Annotated in this window: 21 protein-coding genes; 12 read left to right on the top strand and 9 right to left on the bottom strand. The window is 55.7% G+C overall.

Features of this window, described 5'->3' with window-relative positions:
• Positions 1–87: 87 nt before the first annotated feature.
• Positions 88–987, bottom strand: coding sequence for a LysR family transcriptional regulator (locus ACM5QY_RS15410; protein ID WP_416121622.1), 900 nt, complete (start codon positions 985–987; stop codon positions 88–90).
• Between the two features lie 160 nt (positions 988–1,147).
• Here ACM5QY_RS15410 and ACM5QY_RS15405 point away from each other — a divergent pair, with 160 nt between their 5' ends.
• Positions 1,148–2,422 (top strand): MFS transporter, encoded by a 1,275-nt coding sequence (locus ACM5QY_RS15405; RefSeq protein WP_416122898.1) that lies wholly within the window; start codon positions 1,148–1,150, stop codon positions 2,420–2,422.
• 721 nt (positions 2,423–3,143) lie between these two features.
• Here ACM5QY_RS15405 and ACM5QY_RS15400 read toward each other — a convergent pair.
• The 6 genes from ACM5QY_RS15400 to ACM5QY_RS15375 all read right to left on the bottom strand — a co-directional run bounded on the left by ACM5QY_RS15400 (position 3,144) and on the right by ACM5QY_RS15375 (position 9,305).
• Positions 3,144–4,238: an ABC transporter ATP-binding protein gene (locus ACM5QY_RS15400; protein ID WP_416121621.1), complete on the bottom strand. Its 1,095-nt coding sequence runs from the start codon at positions 4,236–4,238 to the stop codon at positions 3,144–3,146.
• Positions 4,239–4,242: 4 nt separating this feature from the next.
• Complete coding sequence (locus ACM5QY_RS15395; RefSeq protein WP_416121620.1) at positions 4,243–5,085, bottom strand: carbohydrate ABC transporter permease; 843 nt, start codon at positions 5,083–5,085, stop codon at positions 4,243–4,245.
• A gap of 10 nt (positions 5,086–5,095) precedes the next feature.
• Entirely contained in the window at positions 5,096–6,019 is a 924-nt protein-coding gene (locus tag ACM5QY_RS15390; RefSeq protein WP_416121619.1) for a carbohydrate ABC transporter permease, read from the bottom strand.
• Positions 6,020–6,076: 57 nt separating this feature from the next.
• Positions 6,077–7,360 carry an ABC transporter substrate-binding protein gene (locus tag ACM5QY_RS15385; RefSeq protein ID WP_416121618.1) on the bottom strand — a complete coding sequence of 428 codons (1,284 nt, stop codon included), beginning with the start codon at positions 7,358–7,360 and terminating at the stop codon, positions 6,077–6,079.
• A 66-nt stretch (positions 7,361–7,426) separates the two neighbouring features.
• Positions 7,427–8,605, bottom strand: a complete 1,179-nt coding sequence (locus tag ACM5QY_RS15380) for an aminotransferase class I/II-fold pyridoxal phosphate-dependent enzyme (protein WP_416121617.1) — start codon at positions 8,603–8,605, stop codon at positions 7,427–7,429.
• Positions 8,592–9,305 (bottom strand): FadR/GntR family transcriptional regulator, encoded by a 714-nt coding sequence (locus ACM5QY_RS15375; RefSeq protein ID WP_416121616.1) that lies wholly within the window; start codon positions 9,303–9,305, stop codon positions 8,592–8,594. The genes ACM5QY_RS15380 and ACM5QY_RS15375 overlap by 14 nt, the downstream gene beginning before the upstream one ends.
• Positions 9,306–9,595: 290 nt before the next feature.
• Here ACM5QY_RS15375 and ACM5QY_RS15370 point away from each other — a divergent pair, with 290 nt between their 5' ends.
• The 10 genes from ACM5QY_RS15370 (at position 9,596) to nth (ending at position 20,043) form a co-directional block, all read left to right on the top strand.
• On the top strand, positions 9,596–10,804 hold the full coding sequence (locus ACM5QY_RS15370; RefSeq protein ID WP_416121615.1) for an FAD-dependent oxidoreductase: 1,209 nt from the start codon (positions 9,596–9,598) through the stop codon (positions 10,802–10,804).
• 960 nt (positions 10,805–11,764) lie between these two features.
• Complete coding sequence (gene dcuC, locus ACM5QY_RS15365) at positions 11,765–13,129, top strand: anaerobic C4-dicarboxylate transporter DcuC (protein ID WP_416121614.1); 1,365 nt, start codon at positions 11,765–11,767, stop codon at positions 13,127–13,129.
• Positions 13,130–13,384: 255 nt separating this feature from the next.
• The gene (locus ACM5QY_RS15360) at positions 13,385–13,825 is read left to right on the top strand and encodes a DUF2569 domain-containing protein (RefSeq protein ID WP_416121613.1); all 441 of its coding nucleotides are present in this window, start codon (positions 13,385–13,387) and stop codon (positions 13,823–13,825) included.
• A gap of 39 nt (positions 13,826–13,864) precedes the next feature.
• The gene (rsxA, locus tag ACM5QY_RS15355; RefSeq protein WP_101078861.1) at positions 13,865–14,446 is read left to right on the top strand and encodes an electron transport complex subunit RsxA; all 582 of its coding nucleotides are present in this window, start codon (positions 13,865–13,867) and stop codon (positions 14,444–14,446) included.
• Complete coding sequence (rsxB, locus tag ACM5QY_RS15350) at positions 14,446–15,012, top strand: electron transport complex subunit RsxB (RefSeq protein ID WP_152326144.1); 567 nt, start codon at positions 14,446–14,448, stop codon at positions 15,010–15,012. The genes rsxA and rsxB overlap by 1 nt, the downstream gene beginning before the upstream one ends.
• Position 15,013: 1 nt before the next feature.
• Complete coding sequence (gene rsxC, locus ACM5QY_RS15345) at positions 15,014–17,026, top strand: electron transport complex subunit RsxC (protein WP_416121612.1); 2,013 nt, start codon at positions 15,014–15,016, stop codon at positions 17,024–17,026.
• Positions 17,027–18,079 carry an electron transport complex subunit RsxD gene (gene rsxD, locus ACM5QY_RS15340; RefSeq protein WP_416121611.1) on the top strand — a complete coding sequence of 351 codons (1,053 nt, stop codon included), beginning with the start codon at positions 17,027–17,029 and terminating at the stop codon, positions 18,077–18,079.
• A gap of 9 nt (positions 18,080–18,088) precedes the next feature.
• Positions 18,089–18,721, top strand: a complete 633-nt coding sequence (gene rsxG, locus ACM5QY_RS15335; RefSeq protein WP_218521008.1) for an electron transport complex subunit RsxG — start codon at positions 18,089–18,091, stop codon at positions 18,719–18,721.
• On the top strand, positions 18,714–19,412 hold the full coding sequence (locus ACM5QY_RS15330; protein WP_152326140.1) for an electron transport complex subunit E: 699 nt from the start codon (positions 18,714–18,716) through the stop codon (positions 19,410–19,412). Before rsxG ends, ACM5QY_RS15330 begins: the two co-directional genes overlap by 8 nt.
• The gene (gene nth, locus ACM5QY_RS15325; protein ID WP_416121610.1) at positions 19,405–20,043 is read left to right on the top strand and encodes an endonuclease III; all 639 of its coding nucleotides are present in this window, start codon (positions 19,405–19,407) and stop codon (positions 20,041–20,043) included. Before ACM5QY_RS15330 ends, nth begins: the two co-directional genes overlap by 8 nt.
• 747 nt (positions 20,044–20,790) lie before the next feature.
• On the opposite strand, the gene ACM5QY_RS15320 is transcribed toward nth, so the two are convergent.
• Both ACM5QY_RS15320 and ACM5QY_RS15315 read right to left on the bottom strand, forming a co-directional pair.
• Entirely contained in the window at positions 20,791–21,285 is a 495-nt protein-coding gene (locus tag ACM5QY_RS15320) for a YjjA family protein (protein ID WP_416121609.1), read from the bottom strand.
• A gap of 99 nt (positions 21,286–21,384) precedes the next feature.
• Complete coding sequence (locus tag ACM5QY_RS15315; RefSeq protein ID WP_416121608.1) at positions 21,385–22,314, bottom strand: LysR family transcriptional regulator; 930 nt, start codon at positions 22,312–22,314, stop codon at positions 21,385–21,387.
• A 235-nt stretch (positions 22,315–22,549) separates the two neighbouring features.
• Between ACM5QY_RS15315 and ACM5QY_RS15310 the strand changes: the two genes are divergently transcribed.
• Positions 22,550–22,822: an ElaB/YgaM/YqjD family protein gene (locus ACM5QY_RS15310; RefSeq protein ID WP_104922127.1), complete on the top strand. Its 273-nt coding sequence runs from the start codon at positions 22,550–22,552 to the stop codon at positions 22,820–22,822.
• The last annotated feature ends 29 nt before the right edge of the window (positions 22,823–22,851 follow it).

Below are 22,851 nucleotides of genomic sequence, written 5' to 3'. Positions count from 1 at the left end.
TGATTCGTTATGTGATTTGGTGCACAAATTGCGTGAAAAGCCTCTCGGAATTGACTGGAAATACAGCAAGTTCGTGCTGTTGCATGGTCAGTCTTCCTGCAGCAGTAAATCCATAAACGCCCGAGTCGCCGCCGTCATCGGACGACGGGCATGATTCACCAGCCACAATTGCGTGATTCCTTCCGTCTTTCCAAAACGCAGATAGCGCACGCCGTCAACCTGAATCCGCAGATACGAAGCCGGAAGAATCGACACGCCTAAACCGGCCGCCACCAGCCCGATAATGGTCAGCGGCTCGCCCACTTCCTGCGTGATATAAGGCGTGATCCCCTGCGCTTTAAGTTGTCCGAGAATATCGTCATACAGCGAAGTCCCGACGTCTTTCGAGAAGAACACGAAAGGCTGATCGGCCAGATGCTGAAACGTCAGTTCTCCGTCCGGCACCGCGTTCAGCGGGTTATCTTTGTGAACCACGGCAATCAGCGGTTCCGACAGGATCAGATGATGCTCCAGCTCTTCCGGCAGCTCGCCGTTGCGCATAATCCCCAGATCCAGCCTGCCTTCCAGCAGCGGTTCGATTTGCTGTTTGCTGTTGAGTTGCTCGATGCGGATATTGACGCCCGGATAGGTCAGCCGGAAATGATGCAGCGTGCGGGAAACCCGGCGCATAAACGGCGCGGAGGACGTCAGCCCGAGCGTCAGGTTCCCGGCTTCTCCGCGATGGATACGCGCCGCCTGTGCCGCCGCTTCATCGACACGCAGCAAAATCTGCCGGGCTTCCTGCAAGAATGCCTGTCCGGCCTGTGTCAGCCGCACGCTGCGGTTATTGCGGTAAAACAGCGCCGCGCCAACGTGAGCTTCCAGCGCCTGAATTTGCTGGCTGAGCGGTGGCTGAGAGATATGTAACCGACCAGCGGCACGGCCAAAATGCAGTTCTTCGGCCACCGCGATGAAATACCGTAAATGACGCAGTTCAATATGGTTCATGGTTTAGGACAATTATTCCTCATTGATATGTTTAACATATCAATTTCACGAAATTAATATATTAGACAATATAACGGCCACTGTTAAAATTTTCATACATTTTAAAATTTAGTTTTACAGCTCATCGCGTTAAGGAATTACAGTGAAAACCTCCCAGCGGATCCCCGCTGCACCAGCCAACGACTCTGTTAATGACGACGAATTAAATCCTGCATCGCCCGTCGCCCGTTCTGGCCTGAAAACCCCTTTTATCAAACGCGGGACACCGCAGTTTATCCGCGTCACGCTGGCCTTATTTTCAGCGGGTCTGGCGACGTTTGCCCTGCTCTATTGCGTTCAGCCAATTCTGCCGGTGCTCTCGCATGATTTCGGCGTATCGCCCGCGACCAGCAGCTTATCGCTTTCATTATCCACCGGTCTGATGGCCATTGGCCTGTTGTTTACCGGCCCGGTGTCTGACGCCGTGGGGCGTAAATCGGTGATGGTCGTGGCGTTGTTACTGGCCGCAGGCTGTACGCTGGTGTGTTCGTTTATGCAAAGCTGGGACGCCATTCTCATCATGCGCGCGTTGATTGGTTTGTCGCTAAGTGGCGTGGCGGCGGTGGCGATGACCTATCTGAGCGAAGAAATTCACCCCAGCGTCGTGGCGTTTTCGATGGGGTTGTACATCAGCGGGAATTCCATCGGCGGGATGAGCGGACGTCTGGTCAGTGGTGTGCTGACGGATTTCTTCTCGTGGCGTATCGCCATGGCGGTCGTCGGTTTCTTCGCGCTGGCTGCCGCCATTATGTTCTGGCGTATTCTGCCGCCCTCAAAACATTTCCGCGCCAGTTCACTTAAACCACGCAAGATGCTGATTAACTTCAAACTGCACTGGCGCGACAGCGGCCTGCCTTTGCTGTTTGCCGAAGGTTTTCTGCTGATGGGCAGTTTCGTGACCCTGTTTAACTACATCGGTTACCGCCTGCTCGCCCCGCCGTACAACCTGAGCCAGGCCATCGTCGGTATTCTGTCGATTGTGTATCTGATGGGCACCTACAGTTCGCCGAAAGCCGGTGTGATGACCGGTGTGTATGGCCGTGGCCCGGTGCTGATTGGTTCAACCGCCATCATGCTGGTGGGGATTCTGCTTACCGCGTTCTCGCCTGTCTGGCTGATTTTCATCGGGATGATCCTGGTCACCGGCGGATTCTTCGCCGCCCACTCCGTCGCCAGCGGCTGGATCGGCCGCCGCGCCCGTCGCGCCAAAGGGCAGGCCTCGTCGCTGTATCTGTTCAGCTACTACGCGGGTTCAAGCGTCGCCGGGACACTCGGGGGATTCTTCTGGCATGCCTACGGGTGGGGTGGAATTACAGGGTTTATCAGTTTGATGTTGGTAGTTGGCGTTGGGGTCGGGATCCGGTTGATGCGATTGGCTGAAGCTAAGCCGGTTTAAATCAACTTCAAGTTCAAGACCTTGGGTTGCCACCCAAACTGGCTTTAAGGTCAAAACCTTGGGTTGCCACCCAGGTCAAAACCTTGGGCTCGCCGCCCAAACTGGCCCAAAGGGCGCGTTAACGCGCGCGCCCTCTGGACACCCGCGCTTTTTAACTGCGCGCTATCGCTCGCTGGCTACGTTTCAGGTGCCACAGCTATTGCCGCGAAAACTTGCCGCTGCGCGGTGCCTTCGTTTCGGTCTTCGAGCCCACGGTCTCGAAACTCTCACTCAGCAAGCTTTCTGATAGCGGCCACTGGCTTATCTTAATTCAACGGCATCTTTTAAAAACCATCAGCAGTGAGGTTGTGAATTAGAAAGCCAGTGGCCGCTTTCAAAAATCACGCTGAAAGGAGAGGTGGAAAACCGCGTATTTTTTCGCGCGGTTTGTAATCCGACTGGAAGGCACCGCGCAGCGGCGGGATTTTGCGGCACTAGCAAAAGTCTCTGAAACGTAGCCAGCGAGCGATAGCGCGCAGTGAAAGAGCCGGAGATTTTTAAGAGGCGCGGCGATAGGCGCCTCTTAAAGCCAGTTTGGGTGGCAACCCAAGGTCTTGACCTGAGCTGAGCGATCACCGCAATTGAAAATCCGAAATATCCCCGGTCAGCTGTAAGCGCCTCACTGCAAGTGAAAAAACCAAATTTAGCTAATCCGCAGCGGGTTCAGGGCTGCCAGCCCGAATCACTCACCACGTTTAGAAAGCCGCCTCTGGCTGTCTGCCTCAAACAACTGCACCCGCCCCGTATCAATCTGTACCCAAACTCTGTCCCCCGGTGCGGCACCGGATCTCACCATGCTATATACGCTCAGCCGTTCATCGCCGAACGTACCGTGGATAAGCTCGCTCAGACCGGTGGGCTCGATGAGCGTGACATCCAGCGGAACCGCACCCGGCGCGCTCTGTTCACACAAGACAATCGCTTCCGGTCGCACGCCGTAGATGACTTCTGCGCCACTTTTCAGGTTCATAATCTGCGGGTCAACCGGCAGCGTCTGGCTGGTATTGATCCGCAGTTGCGGCGCAGAATCGCCCAGTTCTAACGTGCCGTTGATGAAGTTCATCGAAGGCGAACCGATGAAGCTGGCGACGAATTTATTAGCAGGTGTGTCGTACAGTTCCAGCGGCGTGCCGACCTGCTGGATGACGCCGTGGTTGAGCACCACAATGCGGTCAGCAAGCGTCATGGCTTCGACCTGATCGTGGGTCACATAAACAATGGTGTTACGCATACGCTGGTGCAGGCTTTTGATTTCAATGCGCATCTGGCCGCGCAGTTGGGCGTCGAGGTTGGACAACGGTTCATCAAACAGGAAAACCTGCGGTTCGCGCACGATCGCCCTGCCCATCGCCACGCGCTGACGCTGGCCACCGGACAGCTCTTTAGGACGACGATGCAACAACGCCGTCAGCCCGAGAATATCCGCCGCTTTGTTCACGGCGGCGTCGATTTCGGCTTTCGGGCGTTTCTGCACTTCAAGGCTGAAACCCATGTTCCGCGCGACGGTCATGTGCGGATACAGCGCGTAGCTCTGAAACACCATCGAGATATCGCGGTCTTTGGGAGCCACCTGATTCATCAGGCGCGTGCCGATATGAATGTCCCCCGCTGTCGCCAGTTCCAGCCCGGCGATAGTGCGCAGCAACGTGGATTTCCCACAGCCCGAAGGCCCGACTAACACTACAAATTCACCGTCCTGAATGGTCAGGTTGATATGACGCAGCACTTCGACATTTTCGTAACGTTTTTGAAGATCGGAAATCGTAATCTGAGCCATAAAATTATCCTTTAACCGCGCCAGCCGTCAGCCCCTGAACCAGGTAACGCTGAATGAATGCAAAGAAAAGACAGGCAGGGATCAGCGCCAGCACCGCCGCCGCCATCATGTCGCCCCAGGAAACCGCGAATTTCGACACAAAACTGAGCAGCCCGACCGGGAAGGTCATCACGGCGTTTTTGTTAATGAGCATCAGCGAGAACAGCAACTCGCTCCACGCGGCGGTAAACACAAACCCCAGCGTGGCGGCCAGGCCCGGCAGCGTCAGCGGAATAATGACTTTACGCAGCGCCATGAAACGGCTGCACCCTTCGAGCATCGCCGATTCTTCCAGATCTTTCGGAATGCTGTCGAAAAACGACTGCATCAGAAAAGTGGCAAACGGCACGTTGAACGCGGTGTAAATCAGGATCAGCCCCAGCAGACTGTTGGTCAGCCCGAGCGGTGCCATCACTTTGTAAATCGGCGCGAGGATCATCACCAGCGGGAACATTTGCGTGAACAGCAGCAGCGCCGCCATCACGGTTTTGCCGCGAAAGCTGAAGCGCGAAAACGCAAAGCCCGCACCGGCGGCGATTACGGTCGTCAGAAACGCCGTGCCGAATGACACAATCAGGCTGTTAAAGAAATACAGCGGAAACTGGCTTTCGGTAAACACACGCTGAAAATGCACCAGCGTCAGTTCACTCGGCCACATCCGCACGCCTTCGCTGTAGAGCAGTTTGTCCGGCGTGAAGGAAATCTTGATCAGCCAGTAAATCGGAAACAGCGCAAACAGCAGGTACAAGAGGATCCCCAGCCGGTGTCCGCCTTTGCGGAGCCACAAATTTAATGACAGTGCGTTCATCGGGTTCTCCTTATTTCAATAACTGATGGCGGATACGCAGCAAAACCAGCGCGTACAGCGTCATCAGAACCAGCAGGAATACCGCCATCGCCGAGGCATAGCCAAAGTCGAGTTTCCGGTAGGCCGTGGTGAAAATGAAACTCGACAGAATCGACGTCGAATTCGCCGGGCCGCCGTCGGTCATGACCACAATCAGGTCGGCAAAATTGGCAATCCAGATGGTGCGCAGCATGACGGTAATCGCGATCATCGGTGCCAGAAACGGCAGCGTGACTTTGCGAAACTGCTGCCAGCCGGATGCGCCGTCCATCGCCGCCGCCTCGTACAAATCTTTCGGAATCGACTGCAACGCCGCCAGCAGCGTGATGGCAAAAAACGGGATGCCGAACCAGACATTCGCCAGCACCGGCCCGTAGAGCGCCAGTGTCGGGTCCGACAAAATGTTGTAAGGCTCAGAAATAATGTGCAAATCCGCCAGCCAGTACGGCAGCACGCCGATCACCGGATTGAACAACCACGCCCAGGTCAGGCCGGAAAGAAACGCGGGCACCGCCCACGGCAGAAACACCAGCGCCTGCACCCAGCGGCGGCCAGGGAATTCACGGTTAAGCAGCAACGCCAGACCGAGCCCCAGCGCAAACTGTAGAACCAGCGACGTAGCGGTCCAGTTAAAGGTGTGGCGCAGCGCGGCGTAAAAATGCCGGTCGTCGAACATCGTGCGGAAGTTATCCAGCCCGACCCAGCCGGTATCAAGCGGGTTAAGCAGCTGAATATTCTGGAAGGCATAGGAAATGCCGATCGCCATTGGCACGAAAATAAACAGGCCAATCAGCACCATCGTCGGGCTGAGATAAACCCAGGGTTCAAGCAGCGCCCGCAAACGGGGAAAGCGCGGCGCGGCAGCAGTGTCTGGCGGTGAAACTTCCAACATCATGACGCGTCTCCATTTAAAAAAGTGTTAACTCCGGCACCCCGTGCCGGAGCCGGAGGCTTACTTCTGCGCAGCCAGCCACGCCTTTTGCTCTTTGGTCAGGTATTTCGCCCAGTCTTTCACCATGCTTTCGGTGTCGTTCTGGCCGAGCAGCGTTTCTTGTGAGCTGTCTTTCACAATCACCGAGTTGAAATAGCCCCAGCCTTTAAGGTGCGTCGGCATGGTCAGCGGGATGTAATCCGGGCTGTTCAGCTCGGCAAACCAGCCTGCGAACTGCGGCGCGTGGTAATACGCGTCCTGCTCCGCGCCTTTGTAAATCGGCAGCGTGCCGACGAATTTCGACCACGTCAGGTTGTTTTCTTTGTTACTGAGGAAGGAAATCAGATCCCAGCTTTGATCCTGATTTTTGCCCTGTTTGAACATCGACCAGCCGGTGTAACCGATGGTCGGATACGCTTTGCCGTTCGGCCCGAGCGGCATCGGCGCAACGGAAAAATCGTCCGGGTTCATGCTATTTTTGATGGCAATCAGCGCGTCAGGATCCTGATCGAGCATCGCGCATTTGCCGGAATAGAAGCCGGAGACGATTTCATTAAAGCCCCAGTTCACGCTGTCTTTCGGTGCGTAGCCTTTCTGGTACATATCCACCAGGAACTGCGCCCCTTTGATTGCACCCGGTTTGGTCAGCGTGCTGTTGCCGTCTTTGTCGAAGAAGTCCGGCGAACCGTTCATCGCCGCCATAAACATCATCCAGGCGTTGGTGCCACCGACGCCGCCGCGCAGGCAATACCCGCTGATACCGTTGCCCAGTGCGCTGATTTTTTTCGCATCAGCCATGAATTCGTCCATGGTTTTCGGCGGTTCGGTCAGCCCGGCTTGCTGGAAGAGTTTTTTATTCCAGAACATCGCCCGCAGATAGAAACCGTAAGGGATTAGGGTCGCCGTGCCGCCGGAAGATCGCGCCATCGTCAGCGTTTTATCGGTGAGATCCGGCGTGCCGCCCCAGCTTTTCAGACGCGGTTCGAGGTCAGCCAGCATTCCGTTGCTGGCGTACAGCCCCTGCCAGGTGTCAGGCATTTCCACGACGTCCGGATATTGTCCGCTCTGAATCATCGTGCCGAGCTTTTCAAACGCCTGCCCCCACGGCAGTGAAACCACTTCAATCTCGACATCCGGATGTTGCGCCTTATACGCGGTCAACATTTTTTGCAGCATTTCGGTACGCGCCGGGCTGGTGATCACTTCCACCAGCGTCAGTTTGGTGGCGGCAAAACCGGCACAGGAAAACAGGCTGACGCTGAGGGCCAGCGCGCTGAGCAAAGCATGACGTTTCGGGTGTCGCATAATCTGGGTTCTCCACGGTGCTAAGGGTCGGATCACAGGAACAATCGTTGATGTTTAAAACCGGTTTCAGGCACAGGCGCTTTCGATGGCGTTTTTCAGGTCACGCCACAGATCGCCGGTGTCTTCCAGACCGATAGAAATGCGGATCACCCGTGGCGATACACCAAAATCAATCGCCGAGTTAAATTCGCCCGCCTGATTCAGAACGGAAATGGCGGGCATCACCAGGCTTTCAAATCCGCCCCAGCTCACGCCCATCCGGAATAATTTCAGCGCGTTGCAGAACGTCGGAATGTCGATGCCCTCGCTGAGTTCGAATGAAAACAGGCCGCTGTAGCCGGTCAGCGTGGATGCCGGCAGCGGGTCTAAACCGGGATGATTAACCTGCGTAATGCGCGAATAACCCTGTAAACGGCGCGCCAGTTCCAGCGCACTTTCGTGATGCTGACGCATACGCAGCGGCAAAGTCCGCAGGCCGCGCAGCAAAAGCCAGGCTTCGTTGGCCGACAGTTTTCCGCCTAAAAACGGGCTGATGTGACGGGTAATCGCGCCGATGCGTTCCTGACTGGAGATAACCAGACCGGCCACCACGTCGCTGTGCCCGCTGATGTATTTAGATGCGGAATGGATCACCAGATCGATACCCACCGCCAGCGGTTTCTGGAAAACAGGCGATGCCCAGCTGTTGTCGATCATCGTGATCACGCCGTATTTTTTTGCCAGTGCGGCAATCGCTTTCAGATTCTGCTCGCCCATCACCCAGCTGTTCGGGCTTTCCAGATACAGCAGTTTCGCGCCCTGAATCGCCTCTTCCAGCGCAGGCAGTGAGCTGCCATCCACGAACTGAGTCTCGATTTGAAAACGGGTGCAGAATCCGCGCAGGAAGCGGTAGGTATCGGGGTAAACGTGGTTCACGCACACCACTTTGTCGCCCGGCCCGGCCACGCTCAGAATCGAATTACTGATCGCCGCCATGCCGCTGCCAAACGCCAGACAGGCTTCGCCGCCCTCCAGTTCCGCGACCTTTTTCTGCAATTCCATCACTGTCGGGTTGTCGACACGCGAATACAGTGCATGGTCACTGTCGCCGCGAAAACGGGCGATCATGCTGTCATAATCGGTGAAACTGAATAATGAAGACTGGTAAATGGGCGGTGAAATGGCACCGCGATCGTGGCGTCCGTCGTGGACTAAACGGGTGTATTCGTGCAACTCGTCGTGCTGGCTTTTATCATCTTGCTGCATTAATCACTTCCTTCATGTCACGTTCAGTTATGTTCAGAATGTCGTTACTCAGCCTGCGTGCGGTTTCCGGTTCACGCCGCGCGATGGCCTCAAATAAGGTCCGGTGCAGCGGAAAAGAGTCGCTGAACAGCGCCTGTTCTGGCGGCGATTCGAAAAAGGCGTGGAGTAAGTCGTAGATGCCGCCGACCATTTGCAGCAGCAGCGGATTGTGCGCGGCGGTGTAAATCGCGGCGTGAAACTGCCAGTCTTCGGCTCCCGCGGAACCGACACTCAGATGTACTTTTTCCATCACATCAAGCTTTTGTTCGATGAACAGCAAATCGCTTTCCGTCGCCCTGACCGCCGCCAGCGCCGAGGCTTCGCATTCAATAATCCGGCGGACTTCCAGCGCGTGAAGCATGGTGGCGGAATCGTTTTTAAAGCGCAGGGACAGGAAGCTGTCGTTGGCCGTGACTTCGGATTGCAGAAAAGTGCCGCTGCCTTTTTTACGCATAATAATGCCCAGCGCTTCCCAGCGTTTCAGCGCCTCGCGGACGGTATTGCGGCTCACCGCCAGCCCTTCCGCCAGCACGCGCTCAGGCGGCAATTTTTCTCCCACGCGGGTGCCGGACTGCGCCACATAGCGGGTCAGCGCATCGAGCACCAGCGTGTCACTTTGCTGAGGAGCGATCGGGTGCAACAAATTCAGTTCACCGTGCATGTGGTTCTCCGCGCATCGGCCAAAATTGGCCCAACAACTCAACCTGTGGACCACTTTGCAATATGTTTGCCAGTTTTCAGATAACAAAATAAACCGATGATTTTTAGTGAAATTGTGGTTTTACCCGGAAATTCAGACAAAAAAACCGCGATCATGGTGGTGCAAAAAACACCAATATTGTTACGACGCTGTGCAGGATTTGTTCAGGCATGTCGCACGCAATGGATTGACGCCCTTCGGCGCAAATGATAATTGTTATCATGTAAATTCATTTCATCAGGCAGGTTTGCATGACCACGAACACTGACCGCGCATCCGTCGCCTCCGTGTGTATTGCCGGCGGCGGCCCTGCCGGATTAATGCTGGGCTACCTGCTGGCCCGTCAGGGAATTGATGTAACAGTGCTGGAAAAACACCGGGATTTTCTGCGTGATTTTCGCGGCGACACCATTCACCCGTCGACGCTGGACATCATCTGGCAACTGGGTTTTCTCGATGAGTTTCTTGCCCTGCCGCATCAGCGCGCCGAAAAGCTGTACGGCGAAATCAACGGCAAAGAAACCACGCTGGCGGATTTCAGCCATCTGCCGACGCAGTGCAAATTCATCGCCTTTATGCCGCAGTGGGATTTCCTGAATTTCATCGCCAGCAAAGCCGCCCTGCTGCCCAATTTCCGGCTGATCCACAATGCGCAGGTGCTTTCGCTGCTGGAGGATAAATGTCAGGTGTCTGGCGTTCTGGCGGAGGTTAACGGCGAGGCAAAACATTTTAATGCGGATCTGGTGGTCGGTTGTGACGGCAGAAATTCGATTGTGCGCGAACAGGCTGGCATGGAAATCCGCCGTTACGGCACGCCGCGTGACGTATTGTGGCTGAAAATCAACAAACGCGCCGGGGATCCGCAGTGGTCGATGGGCCATCGCGGCCCGAAGAAAAACTTCATCATGATCGACCGGGGCGATTACTGGCAGTGCGGTTATTCGATTCCGAAAGACAGCCTCGACGCGCTCAAAGCGTGCGGCATCCCGCCTTTTCTGGATTTGCTGACCGACGTCTCACCGTTTGAGCGCGAGCGTCTGGGCGAAGACATTCAAAGCTGGAACGATGTGCGCCTGCTGGTGATCCGCATCGACCGCCTGAAAAAATGGGCCAAACCGGGGCTGCTGTGCATCGGCGACGCCGCCCACGCGATGTCCCCGATTGGCGGTGTCGGCGTGAATCTTGCGATTCAGGATGCCGTGGCGACCGCGAATATTATCGCGCAACCGCTGAAATCCGGGCGTCTGACGCTCCGGCATCTGAAGCGCATCCAGCGGCGACGGGCGTTTGCGACCTGGGCGACACAATCCTTACAGATCATGATCAGTAAGGTGGGGCAAAAGCCCCGGAAGCGTGCCCCTTCCAGGCTGGAAAGCTGGCTACGGGGGAGGAAATTTATTCCATTTCTGTTTGGACGCCTGATCGGAGTCGGGTTTTATCGGGAGATCCCGAAACTGTGATCGTTAGCCTTTTGGGAAAAGGCTTTAAAACCTTTTAAAAGGTGAAAATTTCGGTTTTTCAATAACTGTGACCACTTAACGAGCTGCGCAGAAACCGCCCAGAGGAGGAAAGTGCTTTTCCTCCTCTGGACTCCTCCACGCTTTTACAACACGCGCTCCGCTCGCTGGCACTGTTTCAGTAACTCCGGCTAGTGCCGCGAAAACTTGCCGCTACGCGGTGCCTTCGTTTCGGTGTTCGAGCCTTCGGTCTCGAAACTCTCACTCAGCAAGCTTTCTGAAAGCGGCCGGAGGCTATGCCATTCTGCAAGCATTAACGAGCGGCTGGTTTGCTCCTCCCCCTGCGAAGGGGGAGGCCGGGAGGGGGTTTTGCAAACAACTCAGCTTTAAAGTTGCCATTTAGAACCCCATCCCCGCCTTCCCCTTGCCAAGGGGAAGGAGCAAAAACATCAGCATTAATCTTCCGGATTACATAGCCTCTGGCCGCTTTCAAAAATCACGCCGTATGGAGAGGTGGAAAACCGCGTATCTTTTCGCGCGGTTTGTAACCCGACGGGAGGGAACCGCGCAGCGGCGGGATTTTGCGGCACTAACCGGCGTTGCTGAAACAGTGCCAGCGATAGCGCGCAGTGAAAGAGCCCGGGATTCTCAAGGGGCGCGGCGACAGGCGCTCCTTGAGGCCAGTTTGGGTGGCAACCCAAGGTCTTGTGGGTTTGGGTGGCAACCCAAGGTCTTGACCTGAGCTGAGCGATCACCGCTATTAAAAATACTGCTTTTAAAAGCCCTGTGCGGCATATGAGCACCGCAGAAACCGTTTGGTGATGTCGGTCATACATCACAAATATCAATCCTCTCCGCTATTTCATCACCGATACTTGATAAGCGTCATGACGCCCAACCGGATAATTGTTCAAAGTGCCCGCCTTTCACTTGGATCCAAATTTAATCTCGGGGAATACAAATATGACAGAGTTATTAACAGGCCTGGTGGTGGCCGTGTTTGTCGGGCGGTACATCATCAAGGGATATTCGCCAACCGGCGTGCTGATGGTGGGCGGGTTATTACTGCTGATTATCAGTGCGTTAATGGGCCACAGCGTGCTGCCGGAAGGTACGAAGAGCACCGGCTGGAACGCCACAGATATCGTGGAATACGTCAAAATCCTGCTGATGAGTCGTGGCGGCGATCTCGGGATGATGATCATGATGCTGTGCGGTTTCGCGGCGTACATGACGCATATCGGCGCTAATGACGTGGTGGTAAAACTCGCATCCCGCCCGTTAAAGATGATTAACTCACCGTACATTCTGATGGTTGCAGCCTATATTCTGGCGTGTCTGATGTCGCTGGCGGTGTCTTCCGCGACCGGTCTCGGCGTGCTGCTGATGGCGACGCTGTTCCCGATTATGGTCAACGTCGGGATCAGCCGTGGCGCGGCGGCGGCAATTTGTGCGTCTCCGGCGGCGATTATTCTTTCTCCGACGTCCGGCGATGTGGTGCTGGCCGCGCAGGCCGCCAATATGCCGCTGGTTGATTTTGCCTTTAAAGTCACCCTGCCGATTTCAATTGCTGCCATTGTGGCAATGTCCGTCGCACATTTCTTCTGGCAGCGGTATCTGGATAAACGCGATACCGCCGTGGTGGATAGCGTTGATTCCAATAAAGAGGATGTTATTGAAACCAACGCCCCGGCGTTTTACGCCATTTTGCCTTTCACGCCGATTATCGGGGTGCTGATTTTTGACGGCAAATGGGGCCCGAATCTGCACATCATTACCATCCTGGTGATCTGCATGTTGCTGACTGCGCTGATTGAAACGGTGCGTAACCGCAACGGGAAAGTGGTGTTTGCCGGGCTGGACGTGGCATATCGCGGCATGGCGGATGCATTTGCCAACGTCGTGATGCTGCTGGTGGCAGCAGGCGTTTTCGCGCAGGGTCTGAGCACCGTCGGCTTTATCAGCAGCCTGATCGGGCTGGCGCAAAACTTTGGTTCCGGCAGCATTATTATGATGCTGGTGCTGGTCACCATCACCGTTCTGGCCGCGATGACCACCGGCTCGGGCAATGCGTCGTTTTATGCGTTCGTGGAACTTATCCCGAAACTGGCGGCAAAAATGGGCATCAACCCGGAATATCTGGTGATCCCGATGTTGCAGGCGTCTAACCTCGGACGCACCATTTCACCGGTTTCCGGCGTGGTGGTGGCCGTAGCGGGTATGGCAAAAATTTCCCCGTTTGAAGTGGTGAAACGCACCTCCGTGCCGGTCCTCGTCGGGCTGATTGTGGTCATCGTCGCCACAGAAATTCTGGTTCCGGTTCACTAATTCCCCTCCTTTTCTAATACTGAAATCATTCGCGCTGTATCAAGGCGGCAACTGAGCAAATCCCTGGGAGCATACAAAAGTATGTGACCGGGGTGCGCGAAGGAAGCCAACGCCGAGACAGCGTGAAGGATGAAAGTATTGATCACATAAATACGATAACGAGAATTACCCTCACAGGTTAAGCTACTGCGCCTTGAAGGTCGGGGAAAACGCCCCGTCTGAGTGATGGCGAAATCCGCGTAATATAGGCTTTTTATGTCGAATAATCCGGGCTACAAACGAATCGGCGGGTGGTTACTGGCCCCGATGGCGTATCTGATTGTCACGCTGCTGAGCGTTTTATTAATGCTGTTCCTGTTTTCAATGGCCGTATTTATGCCGGAATCACGCGAATATTTATTCACCAATTCGCAGGCCTTTACGCTGCAATGGTATTTCTCCGTGGTGACCACATTAGCGATGTGGGTATTTACCGTTGCGGTTCTCTGGCAATTCTGTAAGCGTGCCAGAGCGTTACCAAAAATGTATATTATCTGGTTGCTGTGTACGGTCTTGCTGGCAGTAAAAGCCTTTGCATTCTCACCGGTTACCGATGATCTGGCCGTGCGTAACTTGCTGTTACCTTTATTGGCCGCCGCCGTGTTTGTGCCTTATTTCAAGCGCTCACTGCGGGTGAAAGAAACCTTCACGGAATAACCCTGAAGTTTTAATGTTTATTATGTCCGGGCAATTGTCATGACCTCTTACTTATTACTGTTTGTCGGCACCATGCTGGTGAATAACTTTGTTCTGGTGAAGTTCCTCGGACTTTGCCCGTTTATGGGCGTGTCCAAGAAACTGGAATCCGCGATCGGCATGGGGCTGGCGACCACGTTCGTGATCACCTTGTCGAATATCTGTTCGTGGATGGTCAACACCTTCATTCTGATGCCGCTGGGTCTGGTGTATCTGCGCACCATGGCGTTCATTCTGGTGATCGCCGTCGTCGTGCAGTTCACCGAAATGGTCGTGCGCAAAACCAGCCCGTCGCTGTATCGCCTGCTGGGTATTTTCCTGCCGCTAATTACCACAAACTGCGCCGTGCTTGGCGTGGCGCTGCTTAACATCAACCAGCAACTGAATTTCATGCAGTCCGCGCTCTACGGTTTCGCCGCCTCACTCGGCTTCTCGCTGGTGATGGTATTGTTCGCCGCCATTCGTGAGCGTCTGGTGGTCGCTGACGTGCCTGCGCCGTTCAAAGGATCTTCGATTGCGCTGGTCACGGCGGGCCTGATGTCACTGGCCTTTATGGGCTTCACGGGTCTGGTGAAATTCTAATGTTTGAATTATGGGTAGCGATTGGCGCGCTGACCGCACTGGCGCTGGTTTTTGGCCTGCTGCTGGGTTACGCCTCGCGTCGTTTTGCCGTTGAAGGCAACCCGGTTGTCGATCAGATTGACGATATCCTGCCGCAAAGCCAGTGCGCGCAATGCGGCTATCCCGGCTGTAAGCCTTACGCCGAAGCCGTGGCCAATGGCGACAACATCAACAAATGTGTACCGGGCGGCGAAGCGGTGATGCTCAAGCTGGCCACCCTGCTCAACGTCGAGCCACAACCGATGGGCGAAGACGTCGCCGCCGCAGTGCCGGTGCGCAAAGTGGCGTACATCGACGAAAGCAACTGCATCGGCTGCACCAAATGCATTCAGGCCTGCCCGGTCGATGCGATTGTGGGCGCGACCCGCGCCGTGCATACCGTGATTACCGATTTATGTACCGGCTGTGACCTGTGCGTCGCGCCGTGCCCGACGGACTGCATCGAAATGCTGCCGATCAAAACCACCACCGCTAACTGGAAGTGGGATTTGCAATCCATTCCGGTTCAGGTCATCCATGCGGAGTAACATGCTTAATCTGTTTGCCGCGCTCAAAAAAGACAAGGTCTGGGACTTCGACGGCGGTATCCATCCGCCGGAAATGAAGACCCAATCGAGCCACGTTCCGCTGCGCAACGTGCCGTTGCCTGAGCGCTTTATCATTCCTCTTCAGCAGCATCTTGGCCCTGAAGGCGAGCTGTGTGTGAAAGCCGGTGACCGCGTTTTAAAAGGCCAGCCGCTGACGACAGGCCGTGGCCGCACCGTGCCGGTACACGCACCGACATCGGGCGTGATTACCGCCATCGAACCGCACATTACCGCGCACCCTTCCGGCCTGAAAGAACTCTGCGTGCTGATTGACGCCGACGGGCAAGACACCTGGTGCGAACGCGACATTGTGGCCGATTACCGCCAGCTTTCCGCCGGGGATCTGAACCAGCGCATCAGCCAGGCCGGTATCGCCGGATTGGGCGGCGCAGGTTTCCCGACCGCCAGTAAACTCGCGGGCGGCCTGACCTCCACGCGCACGCTGATCCTCAACGCCGCCGAATGCGAACCCTACATCACCGCCGATGACCGGCTGATGCAGGAACATGCCGGTCAGATCCTCGAGGGCACGCGCATTCTCTGCCATATGCTCAGCCCGGAACGCGTGCTGATCGGCATCGAGGACAATAAACCGGAAGCCATTGCGGCGTTTAAAACCGCGATTAAAGCCACGGCACAGCAGGATCTGGCTAACGGTATCCGCTTCGAACTGCGCGTGGTGCCGACCAAATATCCGTCCGGCGGTGCCAAACAGCTGACCAAAATTCTGACCGGCCTTGAAGTGCCTAAAGGTCATCACTCGTCGTCAATCGGCGTGCTGATGCAGAACGTCGGCACGGTTTACGCGATCAAACGCGCAATACTCGACGGCGAACCGCTGATCGAACGTGTCGTGACGCTGACCGGTGAAGCGATGGCGAAACCTGGCAACGTCTGGGCGCGTCTGGGCACGCCGGTTTCGCATCTGATGCAGGAAGGCGCGTTACAGCCACAGGGCAACAAAAAGATGGTGATCATGGGCGGCCCGCTGATGGGCTTTACCCTGCCGTCGCTCGATGTGCCGGTCGTTAAGATTTCCAACTGCCTGCTGGCTCCGTCCGAATCGGAACTCGGTCAGCCGGAGCCGGAAGAAGCCTGTATCCGTTGCAGCCTTTGCGCCGAATCCTGCCCGGCCGGTTTGCTGCCGCAGCAGCTTTACTGGTTCAGCCGTGGCGAAGAACACGAGAAAGCGCGTAACCATAACCTGTTCGATTGCATCGAATGCGGCGCCTGTGCGTACGTCTGCCCGAGCAACATTCCGCTGGTGCAATATTACCGCCAGGAAAAGGCCGAAATTCGCGCCATCGACAGCGAAACCGCCCGTGCGACCGAAGCCAAAGCGCGTTTTGAAGCCAAACAGGCGCGTATGGAACGCGAGAAAATTGCCCGCGAAGAGAAACACCAGAAAGCCGCCGTGAAGCTGAGTGAAACGCCGGTGGACGACGCGCCGGTCGCCGAAACCGTGACTGAAACGGTAGCTGAAACAGCCGAAGTGGATCCGCGTCAGGTCGCACTGGCCGCCGCCATTGCCCGCGCTAAAGCCAAAAAAGCGGCTGCCGCACAGGAAATCCCGGTGGCCTCTGAACCGGTGCCTGAAACGCCACCGACCGCTGAAGACGATCGCAAAGCCACCGTGGCTGCCGCTATCGCCCGTGTAAAAGCGAAGAAAGCCGCAGCGGCGCAGATCAATAATGATGAAAGCGTGACAACGTCACCGGCAGAACCTTCCGCTGACGACAAGCGTAAAGCCGCTGTTGCCGCCGCCATTGCCCGTGCGAAAGCCAAAAAAGCCGCAGCGCAGAGTGAGGCAGAAGAGTCGGCTGCGGATATTTCATCTTCAGAACCAGAAGACACAACACAACAAGAAAGCGATCCACGCAAAGCCGCCGTGGCTGCTGCGATCGCCCGAGTTAAGGCCCGTAAAGCCGCTCAGACAATGTCGAACGAGGAATAGATGGCCTTCAGGATCGCAAGTTCACCTTTTACACATAACCGCCAAAACACCAGCACCATCATGATGATGGTGATTCTGGCGTGTATTCCGGGTCTGATCGCTCAGATTTGGTTTTTCGGCTACGGAACGCTGGTTCAGCTCGCACTGGCGATCGTGGTTGCTCTGCTGGCAGAAAGTGCCGTTCTGCAACTGCGCAAACAGCCGGTAAAAAAACGTCTGGGCGATAACAGCGCCCTGCTGACGGCCATTTTAATCGGCATCAGCCTGCCGCCGCTCGGCCCGTGGTGGATGGTGGTGCTTGGCACGTTTTTCGCCATCATCATCGCCAAACAGCTGTATGGCGGTCTGGGGCAAAACCCGTTTAACCCGGCGATGGTCGGTTACGTGGTGCTGCTGATTTCGTTCCCGGTGCAGATGACCACCTGGCTGCCGCCGGACGCGCTGCAACATCATCACGTCAGCTTCACCGATACGCTGCTGACCATTTTCACCGGCCACAGCGGACAGGATCTGACGGCCTATCAGTTGCAGATGAATGTTGATGGTGTGACGCAGGCGACGCCGCTGGATGCGTTTAAAACCGGTCTGCGCTCCGGTCATACGGCGGATCAGATTCTGGCCACGCCGCTGTTTAGCGGCACGCTGGCGGGTCTGGGCTGGCAGTGGATTAACCTCGGTTTTCTGGCCGGTGGCCTGTTCCTGATGTGGCGTAAAATCATCAGCTGGCACATTCCGGTGGCGATGCTCGGTATGCTGGCGTTCTGCGCCGCCGTCGCATGGGGCCTGGCGCCGGAAAGCTATTCATCGCCGCTGGTGGGGCTGTTCTCCGGTGCGACCATGCTCGGCGCGTTCTTTATCGCCACCGACCCGGTGACGGCGTCAACCACGCCAAAAGGCCGTCTGGTTTTCGGCGCATTAATAGGTTTGCTGGTCTGGCTTATCCGCACCTACGGCGGGTATCCCGACGGCGTGGCTTTTGCGGTTTTACTGGCCAACATTACCGTGCCGCTGATTGACCATTACACTCAACCACGTGTTTACGGGCATCGCTGAGGAAGAATTATGTTAGCTACAATGCGACGCCACGGCCTGATTCTGGCTTTCTTTGGCGCACTGATGACCGGCATGACCGCCATCGTAAACCTGCTGACCAAGCCGACGATTGAACATCAGGCGCTGCTACAGCAAAAAACGTTGTTTGATCAGGTGATCCCGGCCAGCGTTTACGATAACAACATGCAGGACGAATGTTACAACGTCACGGATGAATCGCTCGGCACCGCCACGCCGCACCGCATGTATCTGGCGCGCAAAGGCGGCGAACCGGTGGCTGCCGTGGTAGAAACCACCGCGCCTGACGGCTATTCCGGTGCGATCCAGCTGCTGGTCGCCGCCGATTTTCATGGCAAAGTCTACGGTTCCCGCGTACTCGAACAGCATGAAACGCCGGGGCTTGGCGACAAAATTGAAGTGCGTATTTCTGACTGGATCAAGCATTTCGCCAACGAAACCGTGAACGGTGCCAGCGACCCGCGCTGGGCTGTGAAGAAAGATGGCGGCGTGTTTGATCAGTTTACCGGTGCGACCATTACCCCGCGCGCTGTCGTGCGCTCGGTAAAACGCACGGCGTTATTTATCGGGACGGTGCCGTCTCAGCTTTCCCACCTCACCCCTTGTGGAGCCCGTGATGAGTGAAGCCAGAAAGATAATCGTTCAGGGTCTGTGGACCAATAACTCCTCGCTGGTCCAGCTGCTGGGGCTTTGCCCGCTGCTGGCCGTGACGTCCACCGCGACTAACGCCTTAGGTTTAGGGCTGGCGACCACGCTGGTGCTGACCTGTACTAACGGCATGATTTCCGCGTTCCGTAAGTGGATCCCGGATGAAATCCGTATCCCGATTTACGTGCTGATCATCGCATCGGTGGTCAGTACCGTTGAAATGCTGATTAACGCCTATGCTTTTGGTTTGTATCAGGCACTGGGGATCTTCATTCCGCTGATTGTGACCAACTGTGTGGTGGTCGGACGGGCGGAAGCCTGCGCAGCAAACAGCCCGGTGCATCTGGCGGCGCTGGACGGTGCCATGACCGGCCTCGGGGCGACGTGCGCAATGTTCGTCCTCGGTTCGATGCGTGAAATTCTGGGCAGCGGCGTGTTGTTTAACGGCGCGGATTTGCTGCTTGGCGGCTGGGCGAAAGTGCTGCGCGTTGAAGTGATTCATCTGGATAACCCGTTCCTGCTGGCGATGTTGCCGCCGGGCGCGTTTATCGGTCTGGGTCTGCTGCTGGCGGCCAAATACCTGATTGATCAGCGCATGAAAGCGCGTAAAGCGGTGCAACACGTTGCCGCCGAAGACAGTTTGCCAAAGGGAAGTGTTCATGAATAAGGAAAAGCGCATTGAGATCCTCAGCCGTTTGCGGGACAACAACCCGCATCCCACGACTGAACTGGTGTACACCACGCCGTTCGAGCTGCTGATTTCGGTGTTACTTTCCGCGCAGGCGACGGATGTCAGCGTAAATAAAGCGACTGCGAAACTTTATCCGGTCGCGAACACGCCGGAGTCCGTTCTGGCGCTCGGCGTGGACGGTGTGAAGCAATACATCAAAACCATCGGCCTGTTTAATTCGAAAGCCGAAAACGTCATCAAAACCTGCCGGATTTTGCTGGAAAAACACAACGGCGAAGTGCCGGAAGACCGCGCCGCGCTGGAAGCCCTGCCGGGCGTCGGGCGTAAAACCGCCAACGTGGTGCTCAACACCGCTTTCGGCTGGCCGACGATTGCCGTCGATACGCACATTTTCCGCGTCTGTAACCGGACGAAATTCGCGCCAGGTAAGACCGTCGATGACGTGGAAGAAAAACTCCTCAAAGTCGTCCCCGCCGGGTTTAAGCTCGATTGCCATCACTGGTTGATCCTGCACGGGCGCTATACGTGTATTGCGAGGAAGCCACGGTGCGGATCGTGTTTGATTGAAGATTTGTGTGAGAGTAAAGAGAAGGTGTATGCGGAGTGAAAGGGAGTGCCCTTTGACCCCTTTTTATTTCGGTTTCTCACTTGCAGTGAGGGGCAGTAAATTGCTCGAGCAAGTTTCGGTTTCTCAAGTGCAGTGAACGCTTAACTCCCTGCGCCGAAACCGCCAAAGAGGGAGGAAAGCGCCTCCCTCTTTGATCTCCCACGCTTTTTCTCAACACGCGCTGCCGCTCGCTGGTTATATTTCAGCAACTCCGGCTATTGCCGCGAAAACTTGCCGCTGCGCGGTACCTTCATTTCGGTCTTCGAGCCTAAGGTCTCGAAACACTCACTCAGCAAGCTTTCTGAAAGCGGCTTGAGGCATTTTTAAATATAGCGACGGTTTGGTTTGCTCCTCCCCCTGCGAAGGGGAGGCCGGGAGGGGGTTTAGCAGACCACTGAGCCGCTAAAACCAACACCCCATCCCGGCCTTCCCCTCGTGAGTGAACTGAACCCCGAATTACATAGCCAGTGGCCGCTTTCAAGAATCGCGCCGTATGGAGAGGTGGAAAACCGCGACTCTTTTCGCGCGGTTTGTAAACCGACGGGAGGGAACCGCGCAGCGGCGGGATTTTGCGGCACTCGCCGAAGTTGCTGAAACATAGCGAGCAAGCGGTAGCGCTTGTTTTAAAAAACGCGGGAGTCCAGAGGGAGAAGGTTTATTCTCCCTCTGGTCGGTGTGGGCCGACGCCCACGACTTTGATTTTGAATTTGAAGTAAAAAGCCGCCGTTGCAGCGGCCTCTGCAATCATCAGATGAATGATTTCGCCTGCTTCAGCACCACATCACACGCTTTGGTTTTCACTTTCTCTTTCACCTGCGATAACCCGCTGCCCAGATTATTCAGGTCAACGCTCTGGTCTTTACCGGTTTTCAGCAAGCCACCCAGCCCCTGCTGGTAGTCCTTACTTTCTGCGCCAGACGCGCTCTGGATCCCCAGTTTGTTCAGCAGTTGATCTTTCACGTTCTCGGTGCTGGCTTTGGAAAGCACGTTGTTTTTCACGCAGTACTGCAACACACCGGCGACGTTGGTCGCGCTTGTGGAGGTCAGCGCTTTATCGCCGCCGTTAAGCAGTGAAGTCAGCGATGACGTAGTCCCCGTCCCTGAAGTTGTTCCGGCACTGTTCAGCCCGTCGGTGGCCGCCTGTTGCAGTTGTCCCAGCAGGTTATTTGATGCCTGTGCGGAGGCTGCCAGTAACAGGCTGCCCGCGACCATTGCCAGAACGCCGGTCTTTAATGCTTTCATGTGCTGCTCCATTCATTTCACTGATATATTGCGGGAAAGCTTGGTCTTAATTGATGAATTCATCAATAGGAAAAGGGAGATAAACCGGTGATGCCGGGTTTATTTGATTGTCGCCGGGAGTTTAAGCGGTTGTTGCTGCGTCAGCCACAGCCCGGCTGCCGTAAAGAAATGCTGCGCCAGCGCCGTCGCCCTGCCCGGTTCGGCCACCACCAGCGCCGCGTGGCGGGTCATTGGCGTGATGTCCAGCGGGCAGCGTTTCAGTGCCGGATGCATTTCATCAATCAGATGCCCGCCCGGCACTAACGCACAACCGATGCCGACAAACACGCCCTGCATCAGCTGAAATATCGAGGTGCTTTCCAGACGCGGATGCAATTCCAGCCCGGCCTGACGGAAGAAATTATCCAGATAGCGGCGGAAATAGCGGCTCGGCTCGGACAGACACAAAGGCAACGCCGCGGCCTGTTCGGCGGTGATCAGCCCGACATTGTCCAGCTCAGGGAAATGGTCCGGGTGATACACCACGTCCACGCCGCCGTCATCAAGCGAAACCAGCTGGAAACGCAGTTCGTTGAGCGTTGAGAATTCAAAGAAGCCGATGCCGACATCCACGGAATGGCTGCTCAGCGCTTCAATCAGCTGATCGGCACTGACTTCCGACACACGATAATCCAGCCCCGGATGTGCCAGGCTCACCGCTTTAATCAGCTGCGCCAGCGAAACGCTGCATTGCGGCATGACGCCAATACGTAGCGTTCCGCTCATGCCCTGTTTGAGGGATTCCACTTCCAGCTTGAGGCCTTCGTAAACCGCCACAATTTCACGCGCCCAGCTCAGCACCCGCAAGCCTTCGGCGGTGAAGCCTTCGAAATTGTTACCCCGGTTGATCAGGTTCAGCCCGAGTTCTTTTTCAAGGTTTTTGAGCCGCATCGACAGCGTTGGCTGGCTGACAAAACTGGCTTGCGCCGCCCGCCCGAAATGACGTTCCCGTTCAAGATTGCAAAGATAAATAAGCTGTTTGATGTCCATTTTATTGGTGATTCAATATGTTGCTAAAACGCTGAAAGCGCATTGATTCAATGCCGTACCGCCGTGCGTACACACAAAGAATGGCCCGAAATCCGTGCGAGATGATCAAAGAAGCATAGCGGATAGCGGGATGGACGTCATCAGCGCGTCTGTCCCGACTTTTCAGACAAGAATCCGGCAGACATCGTGTTTTCCGACTACGCTTAAAAGCTGTCACAAACAAAGGAGCACTAAAATGTCATCTCAAGAATTCGAAAATGATGCAGATCGTCTGGCTGATAAGGTCGAAAACAAAGCCAACGAGTTCGCCGGAGAAGCGCAGAAGCAATTTGGCGACTTTGTGGATTCACCAAAGCACCAGTTGAAAGGCGCGGCGCGTAAATACTCCGCACAGGCGAGTGAAGTGGTTTCAGATGTTGCCGATAAGATTAAAGAAAATCCGTTGTCAGGATTGATTGCAGCGGGCGCTATCGGCGTCGTGCTCGGTTTGCTGCTTGGCCGCAAATAAGCCTGATCTTCAGTAAGATAAGTTTCAGT

The organism is Rahnella sp. PCH160, from assembly GCF_047784855.1.
Taxonomy (GTDB): Bacteria; Pseudomonadota; Gammaproteobacteria; order Enterobacterales; family Enterobacteriaceae; genus Rahnella.
Note: the sequence above shows the minus strand (reverse complement) of the source record. Positions and strands in the feature narration are given on the sequence as shown.